Source organism: Paenibacillus sp. FSL L8-0644 (assembly GCF_038008165.1).
Classification (GTDB): Bacteria; Bacillota; Bacilli; order Paenibacillales; family Paenibacillaceae; genus Paenibacillus; species Paenibacillus polymyxa_D.
Map to the genome: position 1 here is coordinate 1,614,253 of NZ_JBBOYN010000001.1, position 22,530 is coordinate 1,636,782.

The 22,530-nt window shown below is 48.1% G+C and carries 20 protein-coding genes and 1 riboswitch; of the genes, 15 read left to right on the top strand and 5 right to left on the bottom strand.

Features of this window, described 5'->3' with window-relative positions; all coding sequences use genetic code 11:
- The first annotated feature begins 94 nt into the window (after positions 1-94).
- Positions 95-1,006 carry a DMT family transporter gene (locus NSS94_RS07270; RefSeq protein WP_029516383.1) on the top strand — a complete coding sequence of 304 codons (912 nt, stop codon included), beginning with the start codon at positions 95-97 and terminating at the stop codon, positions 1,004-1,006.
- Positions 1,007-1,145: 139 nt separating this feature from the next.
- On the opposite strand, the gene NSS94_RS07275 is transcribed toward NSS94_RS07270, so the two are convergent.
- Together NSS94_RS07275 and NSS94_RS07280 are read right to left on the bottom strand one after the other, a co-directional pair.
- Positions 1,146-1,946 (bottom strand): Cof-type HAD-IIB family hydrolase, encoded by an 801-nt coding sequence (locus tag NSS94_RS07275; protein ID WP_029516384.1) that lies wholly within the window; start codon positions 1,944-1,946, stop codon positions 1,146-1,148.
- Between the two features lie 162 nt (positions 1,947-2,108).
- Complete coding sequence (locus tag NSS94_RS07280; RefSeq protein ID WP_029516385.1) at positions 2,109-3,110, bottom strand: lipoate--protein ligase; 1,002 nt, start codon at positions 3,108-3,110, stop codon at positions 2,109-2,111.
- A 160-nt stretch (positions 3,111-3,270) separates the two neighbouring features.
- Here NSS94_RS07280 and cobD point away from each other — a divergent pair, with 160 nt between their 5' ends.
- The 10 genes from cobD to NSS94_RS07330 all read left to right on the top strand — a co-directional run bounded on the left by cobD (position 3,271) and on the right by NSS94_RS07330 (position 13,739).
- Entirely contained in the window at positions 3,271-4,374 is a 1,104-nt protein-coding gene (gene cobD / locus NSS94_RS07285) for a threonine-phosphate decarboxylase CobD (protein ID WP_341039095.1), read from the top strand.
- The gene (gene cbiB / locus NSS94_RS07290; protein ID WP_318626864.1) at positions 4,364-5,335 is read left to right on the top strand and encodes an adenosylcobinamide-phosphate synthase CbiB; all 972 of its coding nucleotides are present in this window, start codon (positions 4,364-4,366) and stop codon (positions 5,333-5,335) included. Before cobD ends, cbiB begins: the two co-directional genes overlap by 11 nt.
- Positions 5,336-5,384: 49 nt before the next feature.
- Positions 5,385-6,137, top strand: coding sequence for a histidine phosphatase family protein (locus NSS94_RS07295; protein WP_029516388.1), 753 nt, complete (start codon positions 5,385-5,387; stop codon positions 6,135-6,137).
- 122 nt (positions 6,138-6,259) lie between these two features.
- A riboswitch (cobalamin riboswitch) is annotated at positions 6,260-6,451 on the top strand.
- 206 nt (positions 6,452-6,657) lie between these two features.
- Positions 6,658-7,665, top strand: a complete 1,008-nt coding sequence (locus tag NSS94_RS07300) for an ABC transporter substrate-binding protein (RefSeq protein ID WP_029516389.1) — start codon at positions 6,658-6,660, stop codon at positions 7,663-7,665.
- Positions 7,662-8,708, top strand: coding sequence for a FecCD family ABC transporter permease (locus NSS94_RS07305; protein WP_029516390.1), 1,047 nt, complete (start codon positions 7,662-7,664; stop codon positions 8,706-8,708). The genes NSS94_RS07300 and NSS94_RS07305 overlap by 4 nt, the downstream gene beginning before the upstream one ends.
- Positions 8,705-9,538 carry an ABC transporter ATP-binding protein gene (locus NSS94_RS07310; protein WP_029516391.1) on the top strand — a complete coding sequence of 278 codons (834 nt, stop codon included), beginning with the start codon at positions 8,705-8,707 and terminating at the stop codon, positions 9,536-9,538. The genes NSS94_RS07305 and NSS94_RS07310 overlap by 4 nt, the downstream gene beginning before the upstream one ends.
- 43 nt (positions 9,539-9,581) lie before the next feature.
- Positions 9,582-10,652: a nicotinate-nucleotide--dimethylbenzimidazole phosphoribosyltransferase gene (gene cobT / locus NSS94_RS07315; RefSeq protein ID WP_029516392.1), complete on the top strand. Its 1,071-nt coding sequence runs from the start codon at positions 9,582-9,584 to the stop codon at positions 10,650-10,652.
- Positions 10,649-11,215: a bifunctional adenosylcobinamide kinase/adenosylcobinamide-phosphate guanylyltransferase gene (gene cobU / locus NSS94_RS07320; RefSeq protein WP_069012672.1), complete on the top strand. Its 567-nt coding sequence runs from the start codon at positions 10,649-10,651 to the stop codon at positions 11,213-11,215. The genes cobT and cobU overlap by 4 nt, the downstream gene beginning before the upstream one ends.
- Positions 11,212-12,081 (top strand): adenosylcobinamide-GDP ribazoletransferase, encoded by an 870-nt coding sequence (gene cobS / locus NSS94_RS07325; RefSeq protein WP_341039096.1) that lies wholly within the window; start codon positions 11,212-11,214, stop codon positions 12,079-12,081. Before cobU ends, cobS begins: the two co-directional genes overlap by 4 nt.
- Positions 12,082-12,119: 38 nt before the next feature.
- Entirely contained in the window at positions 12,120-13,739 is a 1,620-nt protein-coding gene (locus NSS94_RS07330; protein WP_341039097.1) for a cobyric acid synthase, read from the top strand.
- A gap of 121 nt (positions 13,740-13,860) precedes the next feature.
- Here the strand turns inward: NSS94_RS07330 and NSS94_RS07335 are convergent, their stop codons facing one another.
- Positions 13,861-15,561, bottom strand: a complete 1,701-nt coding sequence (locus tag NSS94_RS07335) for a methyl-accepting chemotaxis protein (protein WP_318626855.1) — start codon at positions 15,559-15,561, stop codon at positions 13,861-13,863.
- 501 nt (positions 15,562-16,062) lie between these two features.
- On the opposite strand from NSS94_RS07335, the gene NSS94_RS07340 reads away from it, so the two are divergent.
- The 3 genes from NSS94_RS07340 (at position 16,063) to NSS94_RS07350 (ending at position 19,861) form a co-directional block, all read left to right on the top strand.
- Positions 16,063-17,298, top strand: coding sequence for a PTS transporter subunit EIIC (locus NSS94_RS07340; protein WP_341039098.1), 1,236 nt, complete (start codon positions 16,063-16,065; stop codon positions 17,296-17,298).
- A gap of 216 nt (positions 17,299-17,514) precedes the next feature.
- Entirely contained in the window at positions 17,515-18,912 is a 1,398-nt protein-coding gene (locus NSS94_RS07345; protein ID WP_029516398.1) for an L-cystine transporter, read from the top strand.
- A 250-nt stretch (positions 18,913-19,162) separates the two neighbouring features.
- Positions 19,163-19,861 carry a queuosine precursor transporter gene (locus NSS94_RS07350; RefSeq protein ID WP_165144939.1) on the top strand — a complete coding sequence of 233 codons (699 nt, stop codon included), beginning with the start codon at positions 19,163-19,165 and terminating at the stop codon, positions 19,859-19,861.
- A gap of 58 nt (positions 19,862-19,919) precedes the next feature.
- On the opposite strand, the gene NSS94_RS07355 is transcribed toward NSS94_RS07350, so the two are convergent.
- Positions 19,920-21,008, bottom strand: coding sequence for a M24 family metallopeptidase (locus NSS94_RS07355; RefSeq protein WP_069012552.1), 1,089 nt, complete (start codon positions 21,006-21,008; stop codon positions 19,920-19,922).
- Positions 21,009-21,080: 72 nt separating this feature from the next.
- Positions 21,081-21,809: an MBL fold metallo-hydrolase gene (locus tag NSS94_RS07360; RefSeq protein ID WP_069012553.1), complete on the bottom strand. Its 729-nt coding sequence runs from the start codon at positions 21,807-21,809 to the stop codon at positions 21,081-21,083.
- A gap of 197 nt (positions 21,810-22,006) precedes the next feature.
- Here NSS94_RS07360 and NSS94_RS07365 point away from each other — a divergent pair, with 197 nt between their 5' ends.
- Entirely contained in the window at positions 22,007-22,519 is a 513-nt protein-coding gene (locus NSS94_RS07365) for a GNAT family N-acetyltransferase (protein ID WP_069012554.1), read from the top strand.
- Positions 22,520-22,530 lie beyond the last annotated feature (11 nt).

Sequence of the window (22,530 nt, forward strand, 5' to 3'; positions counted from 1 at the left end):
CTGTTCTGTAGTTATACAACTGTTCTGTAGTTATACAACTGTTCTGTTCGTCTCCCTGTATGCTTAAAAGCAACTGAAGGGAGAGGGACGTATCATGATTGGGATCGCGTTTACAGTAATGTGTCTTATTTTTGGCACAACGTTTTTGGCCATAAAAGTGGGAGTGGAAGCCGGGCTTCCGCCGTTTTTATCGGCAGGGGTACGTTTTTTCGCCGCAGGTGCGATATTATTTATTGCTATGAAGCTGACCGGAAAGGTGAAATGGTCGTTATTATGGCGTAAGGAAATGTTGCTGATTGGAGCAGGAACGACCTTCGGTACCTTTTCGGCCTTGTATTGGGCAGAGCAATATGTCAGCTCCGGGATCGGAGCTATTCTGTCAGCTACTGGGCCGATGATGATCGTCATTTTGCAATCTGTACTGCTACGGCAAAAAACGTCACGGATTACGGTCGTTGGCTGCATGATCAGCTTTCTTGGTGTGGTGCTGGTTGTGCTGCCCGGATTGGCGGTTCAGATCAGTGGTCTGTGGCTGGCGGGATGCCTTGTTATTTTGCTGGGGGAGCTGTGTTATTCAGGGGGAGCTCTTTATTCCAAGCGAGTGATGGATGTATTTCGTGAAACGAACCCGATTGCCCTGAATGCGGCGCAAATGATCCATGGGGGATGGATGCTGCTGTTACTGTCTGCGATCACGGAACCGTGGAGTTCTGAGGGGTGGCAGTACCTTCCTGCCATGGGGTCTTTACTCTATCTGATCCTGTTTGGTTCGATGATTGCACATACACTGTTCTACTGGCTCATGGAGCGTACAAATCCCCTGTTTCCGACGACGTGGCTGTATATATCACCGCCGATTGCGGTGGGCTTGGGAGCGTTGTTGTATGGAGAGCATGTAAGCTGGTGGATGCTGGTTGGGGTGCTGCTCATTGTGACCGGACTAATCCTTATGAACAATGGAATTATCCGTTTGGTGAACAGGCGTAAGTTACGTTCTGCTGCCTGATATTTTATAGCGGTCAGGTTATTATATGATCTGACAGAAAAGGCCTCCAAACTGTCGTATGTTACTGATCATGCGACAGTTTGGAGGCTTTGTTGTTGTATTACTTCATTTAAGAATTATGGGAGCAGGCACTTTTTGCTTATTCAACATTGAGTACGAATTTGTCGATGGCGTGCTTAACACCATCTTCGTTATTGCTGCGAGTGATGTAATCAGCCAGCTTCTTCAAATCAGGAATGGCATTCTCCATCGCTATGCCGAGACCAGCGCATTCAAGCATTTCATGGTCGTTCCAAGAGTCGCCGATGGCAATCGTTTCCGACAGTTCACAGCCAAAATGGTTTGCAAGGAAGGTAAGCGCGTGACCCTTGGTGCCTTCATGGTGCATAATTTCCAGAAAGTGAGGCTTGGATTTTGTAATGTGAACTTCATTGCCAAGCAGTACGCGAAGTTCAGGAATTAATTCATCCAACACTTCCGGCTCGTCGATAATCAGCAATTTAGGAGCCGGCTGCTCTATAACTTTACTGAATACAGGCTCTACAAAATATTCCGTGTTGTTCAGCTCCGTGTAATCTTTGATTTTCTGATTATCTTCACGTGTGTACAATTTGTCATCAATATACGTTTGTAGATGCAGATTGCGTTCCACGCAGAATTCATACAGACGGCGTGCAGCCACGAGTGGAACATAACGCTCATACAGCACGTTTTCGTCCAGCAGGTTTTTAACCAAAGCTCCTTGATACGTAATGATCGGCACGTTCAAACCAGTCTGGCGAGCAATTTTGTGTGCAGAGGCATAAGCTCGTCCAGTAGCGAGGGTAACCACCACACCTTTCGCTACAGCAGCTTCTAATGCCTGTTGTGTCGCTGGTGTAACTTCTTTTTGGTCGTTAATGAGTGTATCATCAATATCAATGGCAATTAATTTATACATATCGGTATTCTCTCCTTTATCTCTATCATGGGGCAATGCTAAAATTGTATCTTATAATATTCAAAATGACAATATCGCAAGGAAAAGGGGACGGCTCCTATAAGAGCCTGTCCCCTTATAACCACTGAAGTATTGGTTTGAAACGATGGGAAAAAGTAACGGTTAGTCTTCCAAAAATACAAGTCCAACAAAATCGTCCAACTCAATATTACCAAAATAGTGCTTCAAATCGAGAGAGGATAAGGCTTGACGTACCTCACCTTCATCATAACGCTTGCCGCGCAGGATATTTTCAATATCAGCAACGTCACCCACACCGAAGAAATCCCCATAGATTTTAATATCACGAATGTAGCCTTCCTTAAGATCCATGCGGATATCAATAATACCGACTGGAAATTTACGTGTGTGCTTGATATTGCTCTCGGGGGATAGACCGTAGTTCCAATCCCACGATTGGTAGCGTTCTTTGGATATTTCATGGATTTTGGCCCAATCGGTATCGGTGAGCTTATATTGAGGTACTTGATCCAATTCTGATCCGAATATGAAACGCAACAGTTCCTCGCGAAATTGCTCTATGGTCATCTCACGGTCCATCAGTTCGCTGATGTTAGCTACGCGACTGCGGACAGATTTAGTGCTTTTGGATTTGAATTTTTCGGGATTGGCATGCAGTGATGCAGCCACATTGTCCAGATTCAGGTTAAACATCAATGTACCGTGGCTGAACATACGTCCGCGTGTGGCAAATTGGGCGTTTCCTGAAATTTTACGTTCTCCGACCTGCAGATCGTTGCGGCCTGTCATTTCAGCTTCTACTCCCATTTGGCGCAGAGCATCAATCACAGGTTGCGTAAATTTGAGGAAATTATGAAAGGACTCCCCGTTATCCTTGGTAATAAAACTGAAATTTAAATTACCGAGGTCATGATATACAGCACCGCCGCCGGACAGGCGACGAACGACTTGAATATTGTTATCTCTGACAAACTCGGCGTTGATTTCTTCAATGGTATTTTGATGCTTGCCTATAATAATAGAAGGCTGATTAATGTAAAACAGCAAATAGCTGTCGTCCAGCGGTAGATGCTTGAGCGCGTATTCCTCAATAGCAAGATTAATGGCTGGATCGTGTATCCCCTGGTTGTCGATGAACAGCATGTCCATTCCTCCGTATATAAACTGTGTAATTTTATGTGTGCCTCCTTCTATTGTAACCCAAGTGAGCCATGTACAAAAGCTCATTTGCATTGACGGGACGCAAAAAGCAGCCTCATAATGGAGCTAAATGATTGGAAACGGGCGGAAAGGATGAGAGGCAATGATAGAGGTTTACGGTCATGGCGGGGACAGGGAAACAGCTGCGGCGACATTTGGCGGGACTGCTGCTGATTTTGTAGATTTTAGTGCAAATATTAATCCGCTTGGTCCACCGCCTGAGGTGCTTGAGGCGCTGCAACACTCATTTGACACTGTGATTCGCTATCCAGACCCTGGGCATCGGAATTTTAAAAATATGCTCGCACGGCGACTGCATGTTCCACCGGAGTCGTTAAGTATCGGAAACGGAGCGGCTGAGAGCATGGCGCTCTTGTTATTGGGACTAGCTCCTAAGCGTGTGGGTACAGTGGAGCCGTGTTTTTCGGAATATGCCGAGCTGGCTGGCAAATGCGGAGCCGAGGTCAACCGGGTGTATGGGAAGGCCTCGCTTCAATGGAAGGCGGACGTGGAGGACATCCTTCAGCTCATGGAGCAGGTAGATGTTTTGTTCCTCGGGCAGCCGAATAATCCAAATGGCGTCCAATATAGTGAGCAGGAGCTGTGCGAGCTGGCAGAGGCGGCTGGCACAACGGGTACTGTGCTGGTGGTGGATGAAGCATTCATTGATTTTATTCCGCTGGAACGGCGAATCTCACTGCTGCCTGTGCTGGATCGCTATCCTCATGTGATTTTGATCCGGTCAATGACCAAATTTTATGCCATTCCTGGCCTACGATTGGGTTATGCGATTGCTCATCCGGACTATATCCGGCGAATGACGGCCAAACAGGTGACCTGGAGTGTGAATGGGTTAGCGTTGCTGGCTGGGGAGGCATGTCTGAAAAGTGGGCAAGCATATGAGCGCCGAACACAGGAGCTGATTGCTGCGGAGCGCAACCGTCTGTTGACCGGCTTGGCGGAATGGGGCTGCGGTGTCGTTCCCGGCGAAGCCAATTACGTGCTGGCAAGGGCGCCGGGTACGTGGAGCGCATCAGCTATTCAGCAGGCGCTTGGACAACGCGGAATCCTTATACGTAGCTGTGCTATGTATCCGGGACTGACGACGAGCCATTTTCGGATTGCAGTCAAGGATGCAGAAGCCAATAACAGGCTGCTATCTGTATTGGGTGAAGTGCTGGAGGAGGAGGAGCGGCGTGACAGTTAGCTTGATTATCCTGGCAGCCTATCTATTGGACAGGCTGATCGGTGACCCGAGGTGGTTGCCGCATCCAGTCATCGGTATGGGACATGCCATTTCAGCATTGGAAAAAGTGATTCGCTGCCAGGTCCGAAGTGACCGAGGGCTGAAACGTGCAGGTATACTGCTTCCACTCATTGTGGCGGGAGGCTCCTTTGCGCTCGCCTGGGCGCTGTTGCAATTGCTTGCCTGGATTCATCCGTGGTTATCTGTCGGCGCAGAAATAGTGCTGATTGCGACCACGATTGCTTCCAAAGGACTAAAGGATGCAGGAATGGCAGTCTACCGAGCGTTGCAGGCGGATGACCTGGCTGCGGCACGGCGGGAGCTGGGCATGATAGTCGGGCGGGATACGCAGCAACTTGATGAGCCTGAGATTGTACGCGGTACGGTTGAAACGGTCGCTGAAAATATCGTGGACGCGATTATTTCCCCGCTTTTTTATGCCTTGATCGGGGGAGCACCCTTGGCGCTGGCTTATCGTGCTGTGAATACGCTCGATTCCATGGTTGGCTACAAAAATGAAAAGTATCTGCATTTAGGCTGGGCTTCAGCACGTCTAGATGATGTGGCTAACTACATTCCAGCACGCCTGACAGCGGCAATGCTTGTGATAGCGGCGTGGATGTACAAACGAGATGCTGCAAGAAGCTGGCGCACAGTCAAGCGAGACGCTCGTCTGCACCCAAGTCCGAACAGTGGCTTCCCGGAATCGGCTGTTGCTGGTGCATTGGGGATTCGTCTTGGAGGATATAATGTGTATCATGGCGTGCGCTCCTTTCGTGCATACATGGGGGATTGGATACGACCGCTAGAGTCGAAAGATATACGGCATACGATCCAGCTGATGTTCGCCGTGTCCAGTATGTTTGTAGGATTGTGTTTGTTAGGAGCCGCAGGTTGTTTTGCCTTGGGATGGGTGCGGTGAGGGTGAGGAGTGACACACTGAATAATGATCGAGCAGGAAGTGACATTTCTTGAAACAAGATATAGCAGCAAAAAGGACAGTAGAATACGCACAAAGACCGAACTCACAGGAGGATAAGGTGCCGTATGATGCTAAAGAAGATCTGCATTGGGATATGGAGCTCGTGTTAGTTCGTCACGGCACAACCTTATGGAACAAGGAACGTCGATATCTGGGACACTCCGACTTAGGTTTGCTACCGGGGGCAGAGCAGGAATTAAAGCCTTTGCAGGAAAAATTGCAAGGTCAGTCCTTTGCTCGAATCTATTGCAGCGACTTAATGCGATGTCGCCAGACCTTGCAGATCATTGTGCCGGAATCAGAGTTGACGTCTGGGCGTTCCCTATCTACTATGCCTCCTATGATGGAACCATGTCTGCGAGAGCTTCATTTTGGCGAGTGGGATGGAAAAACGTATGACATGCTCAAGGATGTGTCGTTGTATCGGGCTTGGATTGATGAGCCGCAACGGATCACCCCACCTGGTGGAGAGTCTTGGACAGATTTTGTAAATCGTCTGCGCAAATTTCTTGACTCTCTGTATGAATGGCGTGTTGCTATGGAAGTTCAACCCATGGATTTGACTGCTACGTCGCCCTCTGTTTTGGTCGTTACGCATGGTGGCGTAATTCGTCAGCTAGCTTGCATGCTGATACCGGGCCATGATTTTTGGAGTCTGAATCCGAAGCCGGGAGAAGCATTAAGGATTCAATTGAGGCTGGCAGGACCGCACAATTACATAGCGGAAATGCTTCCTCATTAGGTTAGACACCAGCGGATAAAGAGGCTGTTTGGGTTGTAAGCCGCCTCATTTTAACCTATAATCATCAAGTAAAAGAACGGCTTGACTACCACTACATCAAATATCCAGCAGACGAGGTCGGCGCAGCGTGATGAAACTATGGTTTCCCTCCCTGCGCTGTTAAAAGGGAAGTCGGTGTGAATCCGGCGCGGTCCCGCCACTGTAAATGGAAACATGCCCGTTAGTCCTCTTTATATGTTACTAAGCATATGAAAGAATTTCAGGACATGTATTTTACCATAAGTCAGGATACCTGCCCGTCCGCCTGTCACCATAATCCTTCGAGGAAAGGATGACGTGTTCGCAGTGACTGTCCATGCGGAAAGAAGCTGCCGCCTGCGCACGATCTGCGCTAACGTGACCCCTGTGTCCTGATATGAGGATGCGGGGGTTTTTGATAGGAAAAAAGGCTAGATTTAGAAGATATCTGATGATGTTCAAGTAACGCTCTTAACGATTTATTTATGAAGGGGTGCAAATCATGGCAGGAAAAAAAATAAAGGTGTGGACAACAGGTCTATTGGCTCTGATTTTGGCAGTTGTGCTGAGTGCATGTGGCGCTAATGGAAAAAATGCAGAAAATAAAGAGGGTCAGGCTTCTTCACAGCAGCCGGGACAGGCAGTAAACGCACAAGAGCCTCCGGGCAAAACGGTTTACCCGCTCACAGTTAAAGATGCAACAGGACAGGAATTTACATTCAAAAAAGCGCCGGATAAAATCGTTTCCGTCTCCCCGGCAGAAACCGAGGCGTTGTTCGCCATTGGGCTGGATAAGGAAATTGTCGGCGTCTCCGACTACTCTGATTACCCGGAAGCAGCTACGAAAAAGCCTAAAGTGGGCGGTATTATGAAACCGAACGAAGAGGCGATCATTGCTGCGAACCCGGAAGTCGTTTTTGCAGGGATATCACTTAGTGAACAGGCTACGACCAAGCTGCGCGACATGGGAATTATGATTTTTAAAACGGAACCGAAGACAGTGGAAGATGTCATGGCTAACATCGAATTGTATGGGAAAATCACCGATCATCAGAGAGAAGCAAGAGCGGTGACTGACAAGATGAGAGCAGATGTAGCAGAAGTAAAAGAAGGAATTAAAAATATCGGTAAAGGGCAGAAGCTGCGGGTATACGTCGAGTTTTCACCAGGCTGGACAGTGGGTAAAGGCGAGTTTATGGACGAGCTGATTACGTTGGCGGGCGGCGAAAATGTAGGTGCCACGCAGAAGGGGTGGTACCAAATCAGTGAGGAAAATATTATTGCTGCGAACCCTGACGTGATTTTGTACAGCAAAAGTGTCAAGGACGACAAAACGGGCCAGACGCTCGGTGATATCATTAAAGCTCGCAGTGGATGGGATCAAATATCGGCTGTTCGCCACAACCGGGTGTTTGCCGTGGATGATAATTTGATCAGTCGTCCGGGTCCACGCGTAACGGAAGGTCTCAAGGAAGTGGCCAAGGGCGTGTATCCTGAAATTTTCAAATGAACCGTAAACTGATCGGCTTTGGAGGGACAGGTCTTGTCCTGCTGTTGCTGACGCTGCTGCTCTGTCTTGGCATCGGCTCGGCCAAGCTTCCGGTCAGCCAAATCACGGGCATTCTGGTTAACCACCTACCGTGGTTAGGCGATACGTTTACACCGGATTGGAATACATCCTCAGAGCAGATTATTTTGAAGGTCAGATTGCCACGAGTGTTACTGGGAATGTTGGTAGGAGCAGCGCTGGCGCTGGCGGGAGCCGGATTTCAGGGTGTGCTGCGTAATCCTTTGGCTGATCCGTATACACTGGGGGTATCCTCGGGGGCTTCGGTAGGAGCGGCAGTACTGATTTATTGGGGCCTTCAATTTTCATTTGTTGGCATATGGACGCTGCCGCTAGTGGCATTTACGACCGGAATGCTTACGCTGTGGATGGTGCTGACGTTGGCACGGGAAGGTGGGAAAATTCCGACACAAAGTCTCATTTTGTCGGGTGTGGTGATGCAATCCTTTCTGGGAGCGGTTGTTTCCTTTCTGACAGCCATGTCGAAGGAGACGGTCAATGAAATATTGTACTGGACGATGGGAAGTCTTAGTCTGCGCGGTTGGTCATATACAGGAATCCTTTTACCTTATGTGGTCATAGGGCTGGTATTTCTATGGAACCGGGCACGTGTGCTGAATATTTTGGCTTTGGGTGAACGTCAGGCGGCGCACATGGGAGTTCATGTAGATGCGACGAAGCTATCTGTTCTGATTATTTCCACGCTGCTGACAGCAGCCGCTGTCTCGGTGTGTGGCGTGATTGGCTTTGTTGGACTCGTTGTACCGCATATCATTCGTCTGGTGACAGGTCCTGATTACCGTATGATTGTTCCATTATCTGCGCTCGGCGGAGCTGTTTTTATGGCTTGGGCAGATACGGCGGCTCGCACATTGTTAGCCCCCACAGAAATTCCTCTGGGCGTGATGACGGCCTTTGTTGGGGCACCGTTCTTCGCATATCTCCTGTACCGAAACAAGAAGCTGCGCAGGGGGGGACTGCTGTGACAGAACAAAGTGAATCACAGAAGGTGCGTGATCGGGCATTAGAGGTAGTGGGTCTGACACGTGCCTATGGAGAGTTCCATGCTTTAAAAAATATAAGCTGGAGCGTCGACGAAGGAACTTGGTGGGGGATTATTGGTCCGAACGGCAGTGGAAAATCGACCTTGTTGCATTTGCTTTCCGGTGTAGATCAGCCAACTTCGGGAAACGTTCATATCTATGGCAAAAAGGTCGGTAGCTACAGCAGGAAAGAGCTTTCCCGACTCATAGCCGTACTCCAACAGGAAGGGCTTCCTCCCGTGGGATACACCGTCAGGGAAGTCGTAGAAATGGGACGTTTTCCCCATCAGGACTGGCTAGGCAGGGAAAAGGGTGTTGATGTGGAGGCGATCGCGGATCGCGTGCTGGAGCGATTGGGTCTTACCACGCTGGCGGACAGAGCATTAGACCGTTTGAGTGGGGGACAGCGACAGCGTGTAGCTTTGGCAAAAGTAATGGTGCAGGAGCCACGAATATTGCTGCTGGACGAGCCTACGACCTATCTGGACTTGCGCTATCAGCTTGAATTTATGGAACTGCTGGCAGATTGGCGCCAAGAAACGGGTGTGACGATCATTGCGGTCTTGCATGATCTTAACTTGACAGCCCAATTTTGCGAAGATTTGCTTGTACTCAAGGATGGAATGGTTGAAGGATTGGGAGCTTCATCGAAGTTATTAACTGAGGATCGGATTCGACGAGTATACGGTGTTGAGCCTGTGATGCTTCCGCATCCTGATAGCGGTGTGCCGCAGCTCTTGCTGCGCAGGAGCGCTTCGGATACAGCAGATTAAATAAACGATGAAACACACTTAAAAAGAGCAGGGAGTGGAAGGTATGAACGACAAGCTGCGTCAGCTGATCGATAGCATTGCCCAGCCGGATGGGGTGGCGGCCTCGGCAGCTTCAGCCCATTTGGACCAATTAACAAAGCCACCGGGAAGTCTTGGAAAGTTGGAAAGTGTGGTCATTCAGCTAGCAGGAATTACAGGAGTGGATAAGCCTGAATTCGATCGTAAAACGGTTATGGTCATGGCTGCGGATCACGGGGTGTGTGAAGAGGGAGTCAGTGCCTTTCCGGCTGAGGTTACACAGCAAATGCTGTATAACATGCTGTCAGGTGGCGCAGCAATTAATGTGCTGGCACGCCATGCGGGCGCAGATGTCAAGGTGGTAGATGTTGGCGTGAATGCGGATGTCGCTCACGCGAATCTGGTGGACCGAAAGGTACGCATGGGTACTTCGAATATAGCTAAAGGGCCAGCGATGCTGCGTACGGAAGCGGAACAGGCGATTTTGGCCGGAGCTGGAGCTGTAATAGAAGCGGTCAAAGGTGGCACACGGCTATTCGTTACTGGAGAGCTGGGCATCGGGAATACCACAGCCAGCGCTGCGGTCGTATGTGCTCTTACCGGGCTAGAGCCGGAAGTTATCGTAGGCCGGGGAACGGGTGTAAATATGGCTGGGCTTACCCGCAAAATAGCGGTTGTCTGCCGCGCATTGGACGTGAACCAGCCAGATGCAAATGATGCGCTCGACGTGCTCACTAAGGTCGGCGGTCTGGAGATTGCCGCCTTGGCAGGAGTTATCCTCGGCGCAGCCGCACATCGCTGTCCAGTCGTGTTGGACGGCTTTATTTCCGGCGCAGCTGCCCTCGCAGCGCGTGCACTTGCGCCTGCAAGCGCTGCGTACATGCTCGCTTCGCACGCCTCGGACGAGCGCGGGCACGCGGCGGTGCTCCGCGAGCTCAAGCTGGAGCCCATGCTTCATTTGGACATGCGGCTCGGGGAGGGCACAGGTGGTGCGCTTAGCTTGCACCTGATTGATGCGGCGTGCCGCATTATGCGCGAAATGGCGACCTTTGCCGATGCAGGCGTATCGGACGGTCAGGGAGCCGCGCAGCGATGAAAGCGCTCGTGACCGGCGGGGCACGCAGCGGGAAAAGCGGCTTTGCCGAGCGATTATGCATGTCGCGCGCGCCTGGCGCATGCTACATTGCAACGGCGCAGGCCTACGACATGGAGATGAAGGAGCGCATCGCCCTTCATCGGGTCCAGCGCGAGTCTGCCGGGTACGACTGGCAGACGCTGGAGGAAGCGCAGGCGCTGCCGGAGCTGCTGCGACGGCTTGGCGGCGATCAAGCGTCGCAGCCATCACCCGCGCCTATGGTGTTAGTCGACTGCCTGACCCTGTGGCTGTCGAACGTGCTGCTGGCCGCAGGCGAGGACGGCGAAGCTGCGTCCAAAGTTGCCATTAATGAACTGACGGCAGCTGTGGAGCAGTATCCGGGGCAGCTTGTCATCGTGACCAACGAGGTTGGTGACGGCATTGTGCCCGAATATCCGCTTGGTCGGCTGTATCGGGATTTGAGTGGGGTTATGAATCAGCGGATTGCCCGTCTTTGTGATGAAGTATTTTTGGTGACGGCGGGTATTCCCGTAGAACTCAAACGGCTGGAATATAAGCTATGAGCCGCGAACGTCAGGCTGTTGCTGCTGCTTTTCAATTTTTAACGCGTCTTCCGGTGAAGGCGGAATTGGATTTTTCCCCGGATTTGCTTAAACGCAGTGCAAGTTATTATCCGCTGGTGGGAGTGGTCATTGGCATCATCGTCTGGGGCTTTGCGGCGCTCGCTTCTATGGTGCTGCCGCCGTTGCCGTGTGCGATTCTTACTCTTGTTGTCTGGGTTTGGTTGACGGGTGGATTGCATTTGGACGGGTGGATGGATGCAGCTGATGCCTTGTTCAGCTACCGATCCCGTGAACGGATGCTGGAGATTATGAAGGATAGCCGTGTAGGGGCAATGGGCGTTATTGCTTGCGTGTTGCTGCTCATGCTCAAGGCTTCTTTGCTATATACGGTGCTGGTTGAACGGAATGTGTCTGGCTTGCTGCTGCTTCCGATGGTTTGGAGCCGCTGGTTTATGGTACATGCGATGAAGCGCTGGCCTAAAGCCCGTAATGATGATGGACTGGCTGCGCGTTTTGCTGATATGAGTGGTGGCCGCGTAGGGTTGGCCGTATTCTGGGCTGTATTAGTGACCCTGAGTGCTGCCGTAGGACAATATCTTCTGGCAGGTTTGGCTACAGCAACAAGGGATACTGGGAATCTGTCGTTGGCAGGATCATGCTTACAAACCTTGCTTTCATATTCTGAAAGCCTTCCAATCTCGATAGGTTTTGTGTTGATTCCGCTCTTGGCTTACGGTGTTGGAACCTTCACGGCAAACCGTATTAACCGCCGCTTGGGTGGACTTACGGGAGATATATACGGAACTTTAAACGAATTGCTGGAGACTGTTTTATTGTTGTTTATTGTCATTTTGTACGGGTTGTGACCAGATTTGAAATGAATTCGTTAAAGGGGAAGAGGCAATTGTCAACTTTCGAACCGTCCTGCACGAGCCCGGCAGCCGTATTGATGCTTCAAGGAACAGCGTCGGATGTGGGCAAAAGCGTGGTGACGACTGCGCTTTGCCGTATTTTTACGCAGGACGGATATCGTCCAGCACCGTTTAAGTCGCAAAATATGGCGTTAAACTCTTATGTTACCGAAGACGGCAAGGAAATTGGACGCGCTCAGGGGGTGCAGGCTGAGGCCTGCGGTATTGGGGCCACGACCGACATGAATCCGATTCTGATTAAGCCGGTCAAAGATATGCACTCACAAATTGTTGTACACGGTGTACCTTATGCCTATATGAGCGCCTCCGATTACCGGAAGGATTTTTTGCCAAAAGCCAAACAGACCGTTATGGATGCTCTGAATCGGTTGCGCGATACCTATGATATTGTCCTTATGGAAGGGGCAGGCAGCCCGGCAGAGATTAATTTGAAGGACCGCGATATCGTAAATATGAATCTGGCAGGTTGGGCGGATGCTCCAGTGTTGCTTATTTCAGATATCGACCGGGGCGGTGTTTTTGCCTCTCTCGTAGGAACTATCGAGTTGCTGGAACCCCATGAAGTACAACGTATCCGCGGATTTATCATTAACAAATTCAGAGGTGATCTGTCTCTGCTGCAACCGGGATTAGACTGGCTGGAGGAACGGACAGGCATTCCTGTATTCGGTGTATTGCCCTATCTACCAGACATTCGCATTGAAGCAGAGGATTCGGTAGTACTGGATAAGAAGCCCAAGCAATCTGCAAAGGATAAAGAACTGGATATTGCAGTGATACGATATCCACGGATTTCCAATTTTACGGACACGGATGCTCTGGCCGCAGAGCCGGATGTGAGTGTTCGTTATGTCACAGAAGCCGGACAGTTGGGTGTACCGGACGCCATTATCTTACCGGGGACCAAAGACACCATTGGAGACCTGTTGGAATTGCGTGAGAGAGGTCTGGAGAAAGACATTCGGCAGGCTATGAATACCGGATGCACACAGCTAGTTGGCATTTGTGGAGGTTACCAGATGCTGGGTACAGCGCTAGTTGATTCCGAAGCCGTCGAATCTGGGTTGCCGCAGCAGGCAGAGGGGTTAGGTTGGCTGGCTCTGTCCACGACCTTTTTGAAGGAAAAGCAAACCGTACGCGTACAAGGAACCCTGTCTAATCATTGTCCGCTTTTGCTTGGCACTGCGCCTGATTCGGGTTATGCCTCCAAGCCAAGTATTGAAGGTTATGAAATACATATGGGCGTTACGGAGTATGTTACGGAACCATACGCACCTACAGGTAGAACTTTAAACCTAAGCGAAATGAAAAGGTTATTCCATATCCGGCGTGGCGAAGGAACAGCTTTTGAGGAAGGCTGGGGTACGACAGACGGTAAAGTATGGGGAACCTATTTGCACGGTGTGTTTGATAATGACCGTTTTCGCCGATGCTGGCTGGATGGATTGCGACAAGCCAAGGGCTTGGCACCTTTAGAAAGCACTTTTACTGTACGTGAAGCCAAGGAACGAGAGTTTGACCGTGTCGCAGAGGTGGTTCGGGCTCATTTAGATATGGAGCAAATTTATCGTATGATGGGAATGAATTCATAAACTTCATAAAATGATTATTTAAATCGCTCTTAAAAATAAAGAGGTATCTCTACAGCCATTTTCATGACTGAGAGATACCTCTCTTTATTCAGGATTTTGCAAAATCCTCTATGGTATCGGCTTACGTAATTTTAAATTTTTGGACAGCCTTTTGCAGCTCGGTTGCTTGTTTGCTTAATTGGCGAACAACCTCGCTGTGGCTTTCCATTTCATTCAGTTGCTCATCGGCATTTAAACCGATTTCCTGAATCATATGCTGTGCATTGGCAGCGATGAGAGCTGTCTCTTCCACGGAAGCAGATACTTCTTCCGAGCTGGCGGATACTTGTTCCGTTGCTGCAGATACCGTTTGAATCGTAGCATTGATCTTTTGCATAAGCTCACTTAGCTGGTTAAAGGCTGAGCTCGCTTGTTGAACCATTTCCGTTCCCGAATGAATTTCACGGCTCACCTGGGTCACAGAGTCCACAGATTGTTGCGATACTTCTTGAATGGTAACCAAATAGTCGGAAATTTCTTGTGTGGCTTCTTTAGATTGCTCCGCAAGCTTGCGCACTTCTCCGGCTACTACGGCGAAGCCCCGTCCATGTTCGCCCGCACGGGCAGCTTCAATGGAGGCATTCAGGGACAACATTTGAATTTGCTTCGTGATATCGAAAATAGCCGAAACGATACTGCCAATGGCTTCTGAGCGCTCATTCATACTATGGATGTATCGAAGCGATTCATCGGCAGCATGTCCTACCTGTGACATTTGAGCTACAGCTTTTTGAGCGAGCGTAGTACCGTTAACCGTTTCTTTTGTCGCTTCACTGATTTGATCGGATACATCATTGGCAGAGGAGGCGATGTGCTGAACACCTTGAGCGATTTCCTCCATAGCCTGCGCATTTTCAGCAGCAGCTGTAGCTATGCTGGTACTGCCCTTTGCTATTTCCTCTGCGGCAACTGTAGAATCCTGGACTTTTACACTCATAGCCTCAGTCCGACGAAGCAGCTCGTCCGATCCTCCAACAACCGCACCGGATGTAGAAAGCACATGGCCGATCATTTCTTTTAAGTTATGAGACATCGATTGGAAGCTGCGGGCAAGTTGCGCAATTTCATTGACGCCATGAACCTTCGCTTCTTGTGAAAGATCACCTTGAGCAATTTTTTCGCTATGACGAACCAATTCAGCAATGGGTTTTACAACTTTACGTATCACGAGGGTAGAAATAATTCCGCCCAGCAGGAGTGTTGCCACTGTAATACCTATGCAAATCCATAGAATTTGTTGGGATTTTTCTTGTACGAATCCAACATCTTCGTTCACGCCCAGAACTAAATTACTACCCGATATAGCAAAGAAGGCGGTTTTGTGTACTCCGTACGAATCGCTATAAATTTCACTGATATTCATCTCGCCTTGTTTTGCTTTTTTTACATCCTCTACAGGAATGAGTGCATCCTTGACCTTGTATACTGATTTTACATTCCGTGCGACGACTTCGGCTTTACCATCCTTCACTACCGCGATATATGCCGATTCTAATTTGAGGGTATCGACTTTGTCCTGCAGATAGGATTCCATCTGTATAGCGGAGCCGGAATCAGAACCGCTTCCTTGCCCGGCCTGAACAGCTAAGGAAATATTGAGATCCTGATATACATTTTTAGCTCCAATTTCTAGTAATTGGTCTACCTGAGGCATGACACTGTTATTAATGATACTCATGGATATTGCATAGAAACTGATGCTGAACAAAAGGGATGCAAAGAGCTGAATCAGCAAAAACATAATTCGTAATTTCGCGCCAATGGAACGATTAAAACTCTTCATGAAAATTCTCCTCTCACATGATGGTAATAAAGTCAGACGAATTCCCCTGCTTGATGTAGGCCGCTTGTCCAATAAGATGCTAGACACGCCATGATCTACTTGTTTTCCTCTCCTTGCTTGAAGAAAAGACTGAAAATGTTCGGATTCTATGTATATTTCAGCTGTATTCAAGGAACAAGAATGTGAAAGGGAAGTAATCCATGATTTACTAAAAAGTAGGTTAGACCTATTTTACATAATTAACAGGCGGTTGAATAGTCATATTTGCCCAAAAACAAACAAAAAATATATAACTATGGTCTTAGGTGTTTAGATGTAAGTTTGATGTAAATTATCAGGTGCATAAAAACGAATAGATTACTCCTTCTATAAAACTATTGTAAAAAAGAAGTAATATAAGTAGCATAAGGAATACCGCTTTTACGACAATATTCTTCTAAGCTTGGTTTGGTAAGTTCGAAAGTGGTCTTCAATATACATATAAAAGGGGAAAAGGTAGTTATGAATGGAGATTTACTTTCCAAAGAAATGATTTCGCAGGTCAGAGGCGAAGATGAACTAGAGCCGACTTCCGGTAGTAACAGAGCTGCTGCAGGGGGAAATCCGATAAGTCGTCTATTAGATTATGTATCAGGCGTATTCACTCCGATCTTGCCGGCAATGATTGGGGCAGGAATGATCAAGGTAATTATATTAGTTTTAATGTCCTTCGGTTTATTGTTGTCTGATCCGCAGGTATATACTATTTTAATGGCTATCAGCGATGGGGTGTATTACTTTCTACCTATTTTTGTTGCGGCAAGTGCGGCAAGAAGGCTGCGCAGCAATGTATTTGTTGCGGCAGCCATCGCAGTATCCGTATTCCATCCCCAACTAACAAGTTTATTCCAGTCAAGTGAGGAGGTACGTTTTGCTGGTCTGTCAGTTATAGACCCACAAGCTGCTTCATCTATAGTACTCATACTTGTTGTCGTTTGGATAGCATCGTGTGTCGAAAGATGGTTAGACAGGTATACCCCTTATTCACTTAAATTATTGGTTGTCCCGACTTTGACACTGATAATCACTATACCTTTGATGGTGTTCGCTTTCGGGCCACTGTGGAGTTATCTCGGCCAACATGTATCGGATGGACTAGGCTGGTTGTTTGACAATGCAGAAGTGTTTACAGGGTTGTTGCTCGGAGGCGCGATGTCTTGGCTTATTATTGCAGGCATGCAATATATAATGCTACCGATTATGATCAGCTCGCTTACAACATTGGGTTACGACCATATTTTTCCCGTGGTCATTGCAGCGGCTTTCGCTCAGGCTGGCGCAACATTTGGCGTATGTGTTAAATCCAAAAATCCCAAAGTCAAAACGCTGGCTGCGTCCACAGGTTTGTTAGCCATGCTGGGAATCATTGAACCGGCCATGTATGGTGTCAATATCCGTTTCAAAAAACCGTTAATAGCAGTTATGATTGGTGGAGCCGTTGGTGGGGCTTGTATGTGTTTGTTTGAAACAGAGCTTACTGCTATTGGTACGTCTGCTGGGCTGCTCAGCTTACCTTTATTTTCTGAACCCACGCTTGTGTACGGTATTGTGGGTATACTGATTTCGTTTGTTACGGCTGGCGTAATTACGTATTTTATGGGCTTTGTGGATGAAAAAGATGAGCATTCGCAAGTAGTATCTACATCTGGCATGAATGCTTCTCCGAACTCGGTTGTGGAAAAGAGCCCCGGCAGCTAAATCGAATACGTGTCGTTGTGTCAGGATAACAAACAGCAAGCCTTCATCTTACGAAGGCTTGCTGTTTGTCATTTTGATAAATCTAAGGCTGGAGCAGATTTATTATTTTTATTTCAATAAAACCTACAAAAATAGTTGGCTTTGTGATATAGTAATCTTCGGATTGAAGGGTCACTTTAGAAAACATCTTACGTTGAAGTTTGGAGGAAATGATATATGGATACCTTCTTTATTATTTTGAATGTCATCGTGCTGCTTGCACTGCTCGGCGTGTTGGTCTGGATGCAGAAAAAGCACATCTCCTTTACAAAAAGGGTATTTGCCGCACTTGGCTTCGGACTGATCTACGGGGCTATTCTACAATATGCCTATGGGGCAGGCTCAGAGGTCATTACAAAATCAGTTGATTGGTTCAACCTCGCAGGTAATGGTTATGTCCGTTTGCTGCAAATGGTCGTTATTCCGCTTATCATGGTGTCGATTATTTCGGCTATTATGAATTTGAAGGGAAGACAGAACCTTGGCAAAATCAGCGTGTCCATTATTGCAGTACTACTGATTACAACGGCAATTGCTGCTTCAGTGAGTATTGTAACCAGTCTGTCATTTGATTTAAAGGCCATTGAGATTCAAGGTGGAGAAAAGGAACAAGCACAAGGCTTGAAGATGGAAGAGCGCCTTGGAACAGTTCAGGACATGACCATTCCACAGCAGGTGCTGGAATTTATTCCTTCAAATCCTTTTGAGGATATGACGGGAGCACGTCGTACGTCGACGCTGGCGGTGGTTATTTTCTCGGCCTTTATCGGGGTGGCTGTGCTCGGATTGGATCGTAAAAAACCCGAACAGGCGCAAACCTTCCGTAAAGTGATTGATGCAGTGTACGCTGTGGTGATGCGGATTGTAACGCTGGTGCTGAGATTGACACCTTACGGTATTTTAGCACTGATCACTAAAGTAGTAGCTACGACCAATCCAGATGAAATTTTGAAGCTAATCAAGTTTGTGCTCGCTTCTTATGTGGCTTTGTTGGTCATGTTTATCATTCATCTTATTTTGCTGGCCTTGTTCGGCTATAATCCGGTGACGTATGTGAAAAAGGTATTGCCTACACTGGTTTTTGCTTTTACTTCTCGTTCCAGTGCGGCGACCATTCCGTTAAATGTTGAAACGCAAACGAAAAAACTGGGTGTGTCCGATGGCATCGCGAATCTGTCTGCGACCTTGGGAGCGACTATTGGGCAAAACGGCTGTGCTGGTATTTATCCGGCGATGCTGGCGGTTATGATTGCTCCTACCGTGGGTATTGATCCAACGAGCTGGGATTTTATCCTCACGCTTATTCTAGTCGTTACGGTCAGCTCGTTCGGCGTGGCGGGTGTAGGCGGTGGTGCCACTTTCGCTTCCCTGATCGTGCTTTCCACCATGAATCTTCCAGTGGCATTGGCAGGATTGCTCATCTCAGTCGAACCGTTGATTGATATGGGACGCACAGCGCTAAATGTCAATGATTCTATTACCGCAGGTCTCATTTCAGGCAAGGTGCTCAAAGAGAACGATCAAGACGTGTTCAACAATCAAGGTATGGATTTGGATGCAACGGCGCACTCTTAAGTAAAAGATAGACAAGATGGTGTAAACTACAGTCTCATATCGCATCTATCGCATATGTAACACATGCACTGTGCACCTCAATACTCAGAGTCGACCTTAAGGTCGGCTCTTTATATTAGGCTTAGGACAGTGTAAATTATAGCTGTTCACGAATCCTAATCTATGATACATTAAAATAATATTTTTCCGGCTTTCTTCGGATGAACCGCGGTTCGCAACCATCCCGCGCTATCAAAACTAGGAGGATTTCATGTTTAATCTGTTATGGGGGGCAGCTTTTGTCCTCGTCAATTTTATGTTCTTTTTGTTATGTTTTCGGTTGTTCGGTAAAAAAGGGCTGTACGCCTGGATTGGTGTTGCTACTGTACTAGCTAACATTCAGGTAACCAAAACGATTGATCTGGTCGGCATTACCACGACATTGGGAAATACGATGTATGTTTCTATGTATATGGCCAGCGACTTGCTAAATGAAAAATATGGGCCTAAAGAGGCGCGTAAAGCTGTTTGGTTCGGCTTTTTCACTCTGATTATGACGACGGTCACGATGCAAATGGTGCTGCAATTCGAGCCAACTGCAACGGATTTTGCCCAGACCCCGATGCAACAGCTGTTTGGATTGTTACCAAGGCTTGCGCTTGCCAGCTTGACAGCCTATGCAGTCAGTCAATTGCTGGATGTGCGTCTGTACGCCTGGATTCGCAAGTTTTTCCCGGAACGTCATCAGCTCTGGATTCGCGGCAATGGCAGCACGATGATCAGCTCGTTTATAGATACGCTCATTTTCTGTACTATTGCCTTTTACGGTTATGCGTGGGGGATATGGATCGAGATATTATTCACCACCTACATCTTAAAATTTGTATTGACTGCGGCGGGTACACCCATTTTGTACATTGCACGCAATTTCAGCTTTATAGAAGAGGAGGGGCAAACCCTAAAGCCATGATGGCTTGGGGTTACCCCTCCTTTTTTCATACTTTTTATATAATGAATAGCAAATGGATTTATCCGAGCACTGTCAGTTCTTTTGGAAAAGAGGTAAGCACTTCAACACCATCAGAGGTGACCAGAACGTCATCTTCAATCCGCACACCGCCGAGGCCTGGCACATAGATGCCGGGTTCGATTGTGAACACGAAGCCTTCATGAAGCAGATCGCTATTGCCTCCGTGTACAGATGGATATTCGTGAACACTCATGCCAAGGCCGTGTCCAACTCGATGGTTAAAGGCAGGGCCATATCCAGCGGATTCAACAACAGCCCGTGCTGCCTGATCTACGGATGCGCAGGAAACTCCTGGGCGAATGGCGGCAATTCCTGCTTCGTTCGAGCGAAGAACCGTATTATAAATTGTTTCGAGCTCAGTCGATAGCTTTCCAAAAGCAAAAGTACGCGTAATATCCGAAGCATAGCCATCGGAATATACGCCCATATCAAACATGAGCAGATCGCCGTGTTGCAGCTTGCGGGTACCCGGAACACCATGAGGCAAGGCTGTTTTGGGTCCAGACAGCACTGTTGTGTCAAAAGACGGACCATCTGCACCGATTTTTTTCATCTGGTATTCGATTTCGGCCACCAGCTCGACTTCCGTCACCCCTTCACGCACATGGGTGAGACCGTGACGAAGGGCATCTTCCACCAAACGAGCTGCATGTTTCAGACGTTGTACTTCCTCAGGAGTTTTTCTCACACGCATTTCTTGAAGCACTGGACCCAGGTCCACATATTGAGCCGCGCCAATGGCAGTATGTAGCTGTTCGTAACGGAGGACGGAGACGTGCTCCTTTTCCAGTGCGAATGCTTTCACACCGGTGCCTGTGCGTTGACGAAGCAGATCATATGGATTGTCCGTATCGGTGTGGGTGGATATACGAGTCACAGAAGAAGCAGCTTGGGCGGCTTCTGCATCCAGGGCGGGTACGATCAGTTCTGGTTCTTGGTCCCGAAGCAACACCAGACCAAGAAAACGCTCATGCGGATCACTGGCAAAGCCCGTCAGGTAGTAAATATGTTTAGGATCGGTCACAAGCAGGCCGTCCCAAGACTGTGACTTCAGTTCATCATACAGTCGGGTTATTTTCTCATTCATAAAGTCTCATTCCTTTCTGCCTATTTATTCATTATAGCTCTTCATACATCATTATTTATAGCATGGAATGACTTATTCTCTTTCCTGACTTAATGTTTGCAGACGTGCCTGTACATTCTGATCATAGTAACCACCATGGTAGCAGAGTACCTTATCAACATCCAATACAGTCAGTTTATCGAGGCTCTTTAGGGCCAGTGGCATATCCGGCGTAGCCGACTCAGCGGGACCGACCAGTTCACCTTCGACTACAAGCAACTCATCTGCTGCCAACAGCAGCTTTTGTGCGGGCACATACAAGCTGATATGCCCGGGCGTGTGGCCGGGTGTATGTATAATCTGTATTCCTCCACCATAGGGTAGATGCTCACCATCCTCAAGAATATGAGCAAAGCGCAAATCTGGCAGGCGGCGAATCAGATCCTCTGCTTGTTGCTTGAGCGTAGTATCCAACTGATTAATCCGTTCCGGCGTTAGCTTCACAAATGGTCGCTCTCCTGTCATATAAGGGACGTCATCCTTATGGGCTAACAGGGCAGTATTCGGCAGCAAGTCCAGCAGTGCATGAACATTTCCGATATGGTCAATATCTTGATGTGTTAAAATAATTCTTTTCAGGCGGCTGATATCCTCACCCACATCTGAAATAGCCTTGCGTAATGGCTCCAATTGGCCGAGCATTCCCGTGTCAATCAGTGTAAGTCCATCCTCGTCCTTGAGCAGTACAGGATAAATGGTTGTTTTTCCAAAAAAAGATTCCATAGGTATTTCCAAAATCAAGAGTTGAGTTCCAATATTCATATTAAGCTGCTTCAGAATCCTTGACTCCGAAACATACCTCCCGTCTCGTCATGTTAAATCGCTTACTCCGTTTTTGTTTTTCTTCAAGCTCTATTATAAAACCCTTTGGGACTAATCCGCAAAACAACTCGATATGGCTGATCGGGCGCTTGTCTTGTACAATAAATAAATCACACAATAGGAGGCGGATACGAATAATGAATAACGACCAATCTTTTTCCATTGAATTTGCATGCAAAGAGGATCTTCCCGATATTGTGGACATTTATAATTCTACGATCGCAGGACGAATGGTCACGGCAGATCTGGAACCGGTGACAGTGGAAAGTCGAATTCCATGGTTTGAGGCTCATCAGGAAAACCACCGGCCTTTGTGGGTTTTAAAACAAAAGGGTACAATTGCCGGATGGGCCAGTCTTCAGTCCTTTTATGGGCGTCCAGCTTATAACGGTACAGCAGAAATTAGCATATACGTCCATGAGGATTCTCGTGGAACCGGAACAGGAAGTCGACTGGTGCAGCACTTGCTAAATGAATGTCCGAGACTGGGGATTACCACGTTGTTGGGATTTGTTTTTGGTCATAATGAGCCAAGTATTGGGCTGCTACGGAAGTTTGGTTTTGAGCAATGGGGGTACTATCCGCGTGTAGCTGTGCTGGACAGCATAGAGCGAGATTTGGCGATATTGGGTAAGCGAGTGGATGAATAAGCTTATGACAT